This window comes from Ruminococcus sp. zg-924, from assembly GCF_024433635.1.
Taxonomy (GTDB): Bacteria; Bacillota; Clostridia; order Oscillospirales; family Acutalibacteraceae; genus UBA7067.
The window spans coordinates 97,610-108,302 of record NZ_WNJZ01000006.1 but is presented as its reverse complement, the minus strand read 5'-3'; the positions used below and the strand labels follow the sequence as shown (position 1 = coordinate 108,302).

Here is a 10,693-nt window from a genome sequence, read left to right as displayed (position 1 = left end):
TAATTTTGAGTAAACTCAAATTAATTACGGGTTAATTGATTGCGTTGTTTAATTTTCAAGGTCCTGTTCTGAACACAAGATTTTGCGATTCCCAAGCCGTTTTTTACAACTTTTTGTGTTGCTCTCGACCTGCTCATCTCTCAAGCTCAGTGAGATTAATTATATCACTCTCATTCGCTTCTGTCAAGACTTATTTTGGAATTTTTTAAGCTTTTTTCAAGCTTTTCTAATTCCTCTCGCCTCTCTTGCGACAGCTTCACTATTATATCAACCCTCTGCTGAATTGTCAAGTCTTTTTTTCATTATTTTTTCGTTTTTATCCAATTTTTTATTATCCTATAATCCCTGCTTAAAAGCCTCGCTTCTTACGGTATATATCAACCTTTCTACGTCCTCAAGAGTATTAACCATGCCTGCCTCATTTCTGAACTTTGCAGCACCGTGAAAGCCCTTAAGATACCAGCCTATATGTTTTCTCGCCTCTCGTATACCAATGCGCTCGCCTTTATACTCACACGCAAGCTTTATATGTCGATACATCACCGACAGACGTTCGTCTATGGACGGTGGCACTATGAAAGTGTCCCTGTCAAACCAAGCATTGATCTGCCTGAAAATCCATGGGTTTCCAAGTGCACCTCTGCCCACCATAATATAGTCGCAGTTTGTCTGTTCATACATTGCAGCAGCCGACTGAGCATCGACAATATCTCCGTTGCCTATAACAGGTATATGCAGCGCAGACTTTATCTGTGCGATTATGTCCCAATCAGCGTTGCCGCTGTAAAACTGCTCCCTCGTTCTGCCGTGAATTGTCACCGCATCTGCTCCGTTATCCTCGCAGTATTTCGCCACTTCAAGCGCATTTTCGTTCTCACTGTCCCACCCTTTACGGATTTTTACTGTTACCGGTATATTAACAGCAGATTTTACAGCCGCAACAATCTCACCACAGAGCTTGGGAGTTTTCATCAAGGCACAGCCGCTTCCGTTTCCGCTTATTTTGGGCGCAGGACAACCCATATTGATGTCGATTATATCCGGAGAGTAATTGAGCGCAAATTTGGCGGCGTATGCAACAGTTTGAGGGTCATCACCGAAAAGCTGCACTGCGGCAGGGCAAGGCGAGTCCTCAACAACCATAAGCTCTGCCGATTTTTTGCTGTTATACGAAATGCCCTTTGAGCTTACCATTTCCGTAACAACGTATGAAGCGCCAAAATCTGTACAAATTTCTCTGAAGGCGCGGTCTGCGACACCTGCCATTGGCGCAAGTGCGGCATTACCCTTTATTTCAACATTACCAATCTTCATTTCATAATCCTCACTCTTAAGGAAGTTGTTTTTCAGATGCTGTTTCCTTATAGGCGTCAGTGTCAGTTCCGTCGGCAGCGTACTGCATATGGTAGTAAACCGAAATCAGATAGTCGTCAGGGTAGGTTTTGTCCAAAAATTCGTCAAATGCATTTTGCGGCTCTATTCCCTGATGTCTTGCCGTCATTCTGTTAACAGCAGCAGACGATATGAATATATTTGCAAGCATTGCAATCAAAAGTATCCACGTCAGCGGATAGCCAATTTTGTTAGGAATACCCTCAACAAGCTTTGATACTATCGGCAAAATAAATTTCATCCACAGCATAGCAAGAAAGCCCCATATTCCGGCATAGAGCAGGCAAGTTCTTCCGTTAAGATTTCCCCACATATTACTGTAATCCCACGAAACAGTACCGATAAAGGTTTCCTGATACCAACTGCAAATATATTCACTTGCAGCTCCGAGAAGAGAACCGCATAGAAACGTCCAGAAATCACGCTTATTCCTCAGCCAATAAAGGCACACAGTTATTAAAACAACGCCGACGCCGTAAACAGGGTTAAACGGACCGTAAATTACACCCTGTCGTGATTCATATTTATGGTCCACGAGTAAGCAGAAAACAACCTCGCAGACAACTCCCAAAAAGCTGCCTATCAAAAAAATCCATACAAGCTTATAAAAATTAATTCCACTTGCAAAGCTTTTCTTCGGTTTTTTAGTACTTGTTTCATTACCGTCAACTTTTTTGCTCTCGTCAACAGATACAGCCGGACTATCACTTTCGGTTTTCATAAATACAATAAACCATCCTTAACTTAGTTTTTAAAATTTTCAAAGCTAAAGTAACGCTGTTGAGCGTACTCTGTAACCACAAATTATACTTAAGTAACTATACTGATTATAACGGCGAGTGGGCTTTATGTCAAATGAAAAGGGGCTTAAATCAAACGACTTAAGCCCCAAATAGTAAATTTAAATAACTAAATTATAGTATTAAATTACTCGTTGATAGCAGTAACAACGCCTGAACCAACAGTTCTGCCACCCTCACGGATAGCGAAACGAAGGCCCTCTTCGATAGCGATCGGAGTGATGAGCTCAACGTCCATCTCTACGTTATCGCCAGGCATGCACATCTCTGTGCCTTCCGGAAGGGAAATTACGCCTGTAACGTCAGTTGTTCTGAAATAGAACTGCGGACGATAGTTGTTGAAGAACGGAGTATGACGGCCGCCTTCATCCTTTGTAAGAACGTAAACCTGACCATGGAACTTTGTGTGCGGGTGAATTGAACCCGGCTTAGCAAGAACCTGGCCTCTTTCGATTTCTGTTCTCTGAACACCACGAAGGAGTGCGCCTACGTTGTCACCAGCCTCTGCATAGTCAAGAGTCTTTCTGAACATCTCAAGACCTGTAACAACAACTTTTCTCTTCTCGTCTGTAAGACCAACGATTTCAACTTCCTCGTTAACCTTGATAACGCCTCTCTCAACTCTACCTGTAGCAACTGTACCACGGCCTGTGATTGTGAATACGTCCTCAACAGGCATAAGGAACGGCTGGTCAGCCTTACGCTCAGGAGTCGGGATATACTCGTCAACAGCGTCCATAAGCTCGTGAATGCACTTGTACTCATCAGCAGCAGGATCTGTTGATGTGCTTGAAAGAGCAACATAAGCAGAACCACGGATGATCGGTGTGTCGTCGCCCGGGAACTCGTACTCGTCAAGAAGCTCACGAATTTCCATCTCAACAAGGTCGAGAAGCTCTTCGTCGTCAACTTGGTCAGTCTTATTCATGAATACTACAATATACGGAACGCCAACCTGTCTTGAAAGAAGGATGTGCTCTCTTGTCTGCGGCATCGGGCCGTCAGCAGCTGAAACAACGAGGATAGCGCCGTCCATCTGAGCAGCACCGGTGATCATGTTCTTAACGTAGTCAGCATGGCCTGGGCAGTCAACGTGAGCATAGTGACGCTTATCTGTCTCGTACTCAACGTGAGCTGTGTTGATTGTGATACCACGCTCTCTCTCTTCCGGAGCCTTATCGATGTTTGCATAATCCTCAAAGCTTGCTTTACCCTCAAGGTTGAGCACCTTTGTAATAGCAGCTGTAAGAGTTGTCTTACCATGGTCAACGTGTCCGATTGTACCAATGTTAATATGCGGTTTATTTCTTTCGAATTTTTCTTTTGCCATTGGAATAGCCTCCCTTGAAAAAAATAATAAAAATTTGGTCTTAAACTTATTTTAGCAATAATAAATGAAAATTGCAAGTATATTTTAAAAATTATTCCTCAGATTTCTTGCGTGCTGTAATAATAGCCTCGCCGACAGACTTCGGAACTTCTGCATAGTGGCTCGGCTCCATTACATACTGACCACGACCCTGAGTCTTTGAACGCATATCTGTTGCATAACCAAACATCTCGGAAAGCGGAACAAAAGCGTTAATTCTCTGTGCGCCGTTTTCAGCCTCCATGCCCTGAATCATACCACGGCGTGAGTTAAGGTCGCCGATAACGTCGCCCATATACTCCTCAGGTACAATAACAGTAACCTTCATAATAGGCTCAAGGAGAACCGGATCTGCCTTCTGCATAGCCTCTTTGAATGCCATTGAACCGGCAATCTTAAATGCCATTTCAGAGGAGTCAACCTCGTGGTAGGATCCATCGTAAAGTTCAACCTTAACGTCAACTACGTTGTAGCCTGCAAGAACACCACTGAGCATTGCGCCCTGGATACCCTGGTCAACAGCCGGAATGTATTCCTTAGGAATAGAACCGCCGACAACAGAGTTAACAAACTCGTAGCCCTTAGTCGGGTTAGGCTCAACCTTAATCTTAACATGACCGTACTGACCCTTACCACCAGACTGTCTTGCATACTTCTTGTCAACGTCAGCATTCTTGCGGATTGTTTCCTTGTATGCAACCTGAGGCTTACCAATGTTAGCCTCTACCTTAAATTCACGAAGAAGTCTGTCAACAATAATCTCAAGGTGAAGCTCACCCATACCTGCGATAATTGTCTGACCTGTCTCCTCGTCTGTATAAGCTCTAAAGGTCGGGTCCTCTTCTGCGAGCTTTGCAAGAGCTATGCCCATCTTTTCCTGACCGGCCTTTGTCTTAGGCTCGATTGCAACTCTGATAACAGGCTCCGGGAACTCCATAGACTCAAGAATAACAGGGTGCTTCTCGTCACAAAGAGTATCACCTGTTGTTGTATTTTTAAGACCAACAGCAGCAGCGATATCACCGGAATAGCAGGTGTCAATATCTTTTCTGTCGTTAGCGTGCATCTGAAGAATACGGCCAACTCTTTCGTTGTTATCTTTTGTTGAGTTATATACAGTTGAACCGGCTGTAATCATACCTGAGTAAACTCTGAAGAAGCAGAGCTTACCAACAAACGGGTCAGTTGCAATTTTGAATGCAAGAGCTGAGAACGGCTCTTCGTCTGAAGAGTGACGAACTGTCTCCTCTTCTGTTTCAGGGTTAATACCCTTGATAGCCGGAACATCTGTCGGAGCCGGCATATAGTCAACAATAGCGTCAAGAAGCTTCTGAACGCCCTTGTTTCTGTAAGAAGTACCGCAAGTAACCGGTACCATTGTGTTGGCGATTGTGCTTCTTCTGATTGTAGCCTTAATTTCTTCCTCAGTAAGCTCTTCGCCGTTGAAATATTTCTCCATGAGCTCCTCGTCCTGCTCTGCAACATGCTCGATAAGCTCATCGTGATATTTCTGCGCAATTTCCTTGAGATCGTCCGGAATTTCTTCCTCTCTCATATCTTTACCGAGGTCATCATAATAAACCTCAGCCTTCATCTTGATAAGGTCGATAATTCCCTTGAAGTCGTCCTCAGCGCCGATAGGCAGCTGAATTGGAACTGCGTTACATTTAAGTCTGTCCTTCATCATCTGAACAACTCGGTAAAAATCTGCGCCCATGATGTCCATCTTGTTTACATAAACCATTCTTGGAACACCATAGTTATCAGCCTGGCGCCAAACTGTTTCAGACTGAGGTTCAACGCCGCCCTTTGCACAAAGAACAGTTACCGAACCGTCGAGAACTCTAAGTGAGCGTTCAACTTCAACAGTGAAGTCAACGTGTCCCGGTGTATCGATGATGTTGATTCTTACATCCTTGCCCTTGCTGTCTTTCCAGAAGCAAGTTGTTGCAGCAGATGTAATTGTAATACCTCTTTCTTGCTCCTGTACCATCCAGTCCATAGTTGAAGCACCGTCATGGGTTTCACCTATCTTGTGGTTGATACCGGTGTAGAAAAGGATACGCTCGGTAGTAGTTGTCTTACCGGCATCAATGTGAGCCATGATACCGATATTTCTTGTTTGTTCAAGAGACACCTTTCTGCCCATAAAATCCTCCTTGTTCTATTACCATCTGTAGTGTGCAAACGCCTTGTTCGCCTCTGCCATCTTGTGTGTGTCGTCACGCTTCTTAGCAGCGCCGCCGGCACCGTTGATTGCATCGAGGATTTCGCCTGCAAGTCTTTCCTTCATTGTCTTTTCGCTTCTTGCTCTTGAATAAGTTGAGATCCAGCGAAGACCCAAGGTCTGTCTTCTCTCCGGGCGAACTTCCATTGGAACCTGGTAAGTTGCACCGCCGACACGGCGAGCCTTTACCTCTAATACAGGCATTACGTTTTCCATAGCCTGCTCAAAGACCTCAAGGGCCTCTTTTCCTGTCTTTTCGCTGATGATGTCAAATGCGCCGTAAACAATCTTCTGAGCTACGCCCTTTTTGCCGTCATACATAATATTGTTGATAAGACGAGTAACGAGCTTTGAATTGTAAAGCGGATCCGGCAATACATCACGTTTTGCTATTGAGCCTCTTCTTGGCACTTTACTTCCCTCCTTCACAAAATAAGAGATATCATAGGTACTCGAAAGCGACAAACTCCCGTTGGCCAATACAAAAGGCTTATTATATATAAAAGCACATTTGTATTGTACTGGTTTAAGTCAAAATAATAACCTTTCCTTTGGGTAGCTGCCAATTCCTTATTATTTACCTGCCTTAGGACGTTTTGCACCGTACTTGGAACGAGCCTGCATACGCTTTGCAACACCCTGTGCGTCAAGTGTTCCTCTGATGATGTGGTAACGCACACCAGGGAGGTCCTTAACTCTACCACCTCTGATAAGAACAACGGAGTGCTCCTGCAGATTGTGGCCTACGCCCGGGATATAGGAACTGACTTCGATACCGTTGGAAAGTCTTACTCTGGCAATCTTTCTGAGAGCTGAGTTAGGCTTTTTCGGGGTAGCTGTCTTAACAGCAGTGCAAACACCTCTTTTTTGTGGGGAGCTCTGGTCAATAGCCTTACGCTTTTTAGCGTTCCATCCCTTCAAAAGTGCCGGTGCCTTTGCCTTCTTTTCAGAAACCTCACGACCCTTGCGAACCAATTGGTTAAAGGTTGGCATAATCTTCCTCCTTTCAAAATTTCTTGTGCGCAGTTTATTATGCGCAGCTCTTGCATCAATATTACACTTATTGGTAATAGACACAAATTCACTCAAGCTTATGCGGTTTTTCAACAAGTTTTACAGTTTTTCTACTGCAAAATAACCGCCGCTCGACAATTATTTATTCTATCACGTAAAGCCTTATTCTGTCAACTATTTTTTTCTGTATTTGCGATATTTATGCGGTTTTTGCGTGTTTCCTATAATGAATGTTCAATAGTTGTCTTACATCTTTAATCTTAATTAAAAGCAAGGTGCCACCCCGTGACGCACACGGAACGGCACCTTATATTAGAAAAATATTTATCAGCGAATAACCTCATCGGCTATAACGTCCGATGCCGGAGCTGTTACTCCGTTTTCCTCAATTTGAACACCGCTGTAACGGTGCATACCTGTACCGGCAGGTACAAGCTTACCGATAAGCACGTTCTCCTTAAGTCCCATAAGCGGATCAACCTTGCCCTTGATGGCAGCGTCGGTCAATACCTTTGTTGTTTCCTGGAACGAAGCCGCAGACAGGAAGCTGTCTGTTGCAAGAGATGCCTTTGTAATACCAAGAAGAGTCTGTGTGTAGGTTGCCTCTTGCAAGCCCTCCTCGCCATTCGCAATTCTTCTCTGAATCTCGTCATTTGCGGCGTAAAGCTCGCTCTTGTCAACAAGTGAGCTTGGAAGCAGGTTTGTATCTCCGGAGTCTTCAATTCTTACCTTCTTCATCATCTGACGAACGATAACCTCAATGTGCTTATCGTTGATATCAACACCCTGCATACGGTAGGTTCTCTGAACCTCCTGAATAAGGTAATCCTGAACTGCGTCTGCACCCTGGATTGCAAGAATGTCGTGCGGATTCTTAGAACCCTCGGTAATCATATCGCCGGCTTTAATCTTTTGTCCGTCCTCAACCTTCGGTCTTGAGCCAAACGGAATGAGATAGGAGCGTTCCTCGCCTGTTTCCTTATTATATACAACAGCGTGGCGGTTGTTCTTAATTTCCTCAAAGCGAACGTCACCGTCAATCTCACTGAGAATAGCAAGATGCTTCGGCTTTCTGCTTTCAAACAATTCCTCAACACGTGGAAGACCCTGTGTAATATCCTCTGCAGATGCGATACCGCCTGTATGGAAGGTACGCATTGTAAGCTGTGTACCCGGTTCACCGATAGACTGAGCAGCAATAATTCCGACAGCCTCACCGACTGTAACAGGCTGACCGTTTGCAAGGTTTGAGCCATAGCACTTCTTGCAGACTCCGTGCTTAGCACGACAGCCGAGAATTGAGCGAATCTTGATTCTCTCAACGCCGGAATTAACAATAATGTCTGCCTCTTTTTCGCCCATCATTACATCCTTGGAAACAAGAACGTTGCCGTTTTCATCGCAGAAGTCCTCAAGCAGATAACGGCCGAGCAGTCTTTCGTGCAGACCCTCGATAAGCTCCTGATCGTTGCGAATATCAAACACCTCAAGACCCTCGTGTGTATGACAGTCATCCTCACGGATAATAACCTCCTGAGAAACGTCAACAAGTCTTCTTGTAAGATAACCTGAGTCAGCAGTTCTAAGCGCTGTATCGGCAAGACCCTTACGAGCACCACGAGAGGAGATGAAGTATTCCATAATGTTAAGGCCCTCACGGTAGTTAGCTCTGATAGGAATTTCAATTGTTTTACCAGATGTATTCGCAATAAGTCCACGCATACCTGCAAGCTGACGAATCTGGCTCATACTACCACGGGCACCTGAGTCAGCCATCATGAATATCGGGTTATATTTACCAAGGTTATTTTCAAGCGCTTTAGTAACCTTGTCGGTAGCGTCACCCCAAATGTCAAGCACCTTTGCATAACGCTCGTCATTAGAGAGAAGACCCATCTTGTAGAGGTTTCTTACGTTATCAACGTCCTGCTCTGCCTTAGCAATGATTTCTTTCTTTGCAGGCGGAATTTCAGCGTCGATTACGGCTACTGTAATAGCGCCCTTTGTTGAGTATTTGTAACCCTGTGCCTTTATATCGTCAAGCACACGAGAGGTAACCTCTGTTCCGTGTACTCTTATACATTTGTCAATAATCTGTCCGAGCTTCTTCTTACCAACAAGGAAGTCAATCTCGTACTTAAACTCGTTAGCCGGGTCGGTTCTGTCAACAAAGCCTAAATCCTGAGGAATAGGTCTGTTGAAGATAATCTTACCAACTGTTGTATCCACAATAGCGTGCTTTTCAACACCGTTTTTGTTTATGAAGCGTCTTACCTTGATTTTAGCGTGAAGGCTGATAACGCCTGTTTCGTAAGCCATATATGCTTCATCAACATTGCGGAAGATTTTGCCCTCGCCCTTTTCGCCGTCCTTATCAAGTGTAAGGTAGTACGAACCAAGAATCATATCCTGCGTCGGAACAGCAACAGGACGTCCGTCTGACGGCTTCAAAAGGTTGCCTGCGGCAAGCATAAGGAATCTTGCCTCAGCCTGAGCTTCAGCGGAAAGCGGAACGTGAACAGCCATCTGGTCGCCGTCGAAGTCGGCGTTGTACGCTGTACAAACAAGCGGATGAAGCTTAAGCGCTCTGCCCTCTACAAGCACAGGTTCAAAAGCCTGAATACCAAGACGGTGAAGTGTCGGTGCACGGTTTAGAAGAACCGGGTGACCCTTGATTACAACCTCAAGAGCATCCCAAACCTCAGGCTTTGCTCTTTCAACAGCCTTTCTTGCCGCCTTTATATTCTGAACAGCCTTTGTTTCAACAAGTCTTTTCATAACAAACGGCTTGAACAGCTCAAGAGCCATTTCCTTCGGCAAACCGCACTGATACATTTTAAGCTCAGGTCCAACAACGATAACGGAACGTCCGGAATAGTCAACACGCTTACCGAGAAGGTTCTGACGGAAACGTCCCTGCTTACCCTTAAGCATATCAGAAAGAGATTTAAGCGCTCTGTTATTCGGGCCTGTTACAGGTCTGCCTCTTCTGCCGTTGTCGATAAGAGCGTCAACAGCCTCCTGAAGCATTCTCTTTTCGTTTCTGATGATAATATCGGGAGCTTCAAGCTCCAAAAGTCTTTTAAGACGGTTGTTTCTGTTAATAACACGGCGATAAAGGTCATTTAAGTCGCTTGTTGCAAAGCGTCCGCCGTCAAGCTGTACCATAGGACGAATATCAGGCGGAATTACCGGAACAACCTCAAGAATCATCCATTCAGGACGGTTGCCCGACAAACGGAACGCCTCGACAACCTCAAGTCTTTTCAGGATTCTTGCCTTTTTCTGTCCAGATGCATTCTCAAGCTCTTCCTTAAGCTCTGATGAAAGCGCCTCAAGATCGATTTCCTCAAGAAGCTTTCTTACAGCCTCTGCGCCCATACCGGCTTCAAAATCATCCTCGTATTTTTCACGCATTTCACGGTAATCTTTTTCCGTAAGAATCTGCATCTTTGTCAAACCACGAACATCGCCCGGGTCTGTTACAATGTAATTTGCGAAATAGAGAACCTTTTCAAGCAGACGAGGAGAAATGTCAAGCATAAGACCGATTCTTGAAGGAATACCCTTGAAGTACCAGATATGAGATACAGGAGCCGCAAGCTCTATATGACCCATTCTTTCACGTCTTACCTTTGCTCTTGTAACCTCAACGCCGCACTTGTCGCACACCTTGCCCTTATAGCGGATTCTCTTGTATTTGCCGCAGTGACATTCCCAGTCCTTTGTAGGTCCGAAAATACGCTCGCAATAAAGGCCGTCACGCTCCGGCTTAAGTGTTCTGTAATTTATGGTTTCCGGCTTTTTAACCTCGCCGTATGACCATTCTCTTATTTTATCGGGAGATGCAAGACCTATCTTAATTGATTCAAACACATTAAATTCCATATT

At 44.7% G+C, this 10,693-nt stretch carries 7 protein-coding genes; all 7 read right to left on the bottom strand.

Features of this window, described 5'->3' with window-relative positions:
* Positions 1–336: 336 nt before the first annotated feature.
* Entirely contained in the window at positions 337–1,314 is a 978-nt protein-coding gene (gene dusB / locus GMA13_RS04345) for a tRNA dihydrouridine synthase DusB (protein ID WP_255883618.1), read from the bottom strand.
* A 16-nt stretch (positions 1,315–1,330) separates the two neighbouring features.
* Positions 1,331–2,113 carry a putative ABC transporter permease gene (locus GMA13_RS04340; protein ID WP_255883619.1) on the bottom strand — a complete coding sequence of 261 codons (783 nt, stop codon included), beginning with the start codon at positions 2,111–2,113 and terminating at the stop codon, positions 1,331–1,333.
* A 206-nt stretch (positions 2,114–2,319) separates the two neighbouring features.
* The gene (gene tuf, locus GMA13_RS04335) at positions 2,320–3,522 is read right to left on the bottom strand and encodes an elongation factor Tu (RefSeq protein WP_255883621.1); all 1,203 of its coding nucleotides are present in this window, start codon (positions 3,520–3,522) and stop codon (positions 2,320–2,322) included.
* A gap of 91 nt (positions 3,523–3,613) precedes the next feature.
* Positions 3,614–5,710, bottom strand: a complete 2,097-nt coding sequence (gene fusA, locus GMA13_RS04330) for an elongation factor G (RefSeq protein WP_255883622.1) — start codon at positions 5,708–5,710, stop codon at positions 3,614–3,616.
* Between the two features lie 18 nt (positions 5,711–5,728).
* A complete protein-coding gene (gene rpsG / locus GMA13_RS04325; RefSeq protein WP_255883623.1) occupies positions 5,729–6,199 on the bottom strand; it encodes a 30S ribosomal protein S7 in 471 nt (156 codons plus the stop codon).
* A gap of 162 nt (positions 6,200–6,361) precedes the next feature.
* Entirely contained in the window at positions 6,362–6,781 is a 420-nt protein-coding gene (rpsL, locus tag GMA13_RS04320) for a 30S ribosomal protein S12 (RefSeq protein ID WP_255883624.1), read from the bottom strand.
* A 348-nt stretch (positions 6,782–7,129) separates the two neighbouring features.
* Positions 7,130–10,690, bottom strand: coding sequence for a DNA-directed RNA polymerase subunit beta' (gene rpoC / locus GMA13_RS04315; protein ID WP_255883625.1), 3,561 nt, complete (start codon positions 10,688–10,690; stop codon positions 7,130–7,132).
* Positions 10,691–10,693: the final 3 nt, after the last annotated feature.

Bases quoted from the DNA above. Each gene is read 5' to 3' on its own strand.
- dusB (WP_255883618.1), bottom strand. From the start codon at position 1,314: ATGAAGATTGGTAATGTTGAAATAAAGGGTAATGCCGCACTTGCGCCA.
- GMA13_RS04340 (WP_255883619.1), bottom strand. From the start codon at position 2,113: ATGAAAACCGAAAGTGATAGTCCGGCTGTATCTGTTGACGAGAGCAAA.
- tuf (WP_255883621.1), bottom strand. From the start codon at position 3,522: ATGGCAAAAGAAAAATTCGAAAGAAATAAACCGCATATTAACATTGGT.
- fusA (WP_255883622.1), bottom strand. From the start codon at position 5,710: ATGGGCAGAAAGGTGTCTCTTGAACAAACAAGAAATATCGGTATCATG.
- rpsL (WP_255883624.1), bottom strand. From the start codon at position 6,781: ATGCCAACCTTTAACCAATTGGTTCGCAAGGGTCGTGAGGTTTCTGAA.
- rpoC (WP_255883625.1), bottom strand. From the start codon at position 10,690: ATGGAATTTAATGTGTTTGAATCAATTAAGATAGGTCTTGCATCTCCC.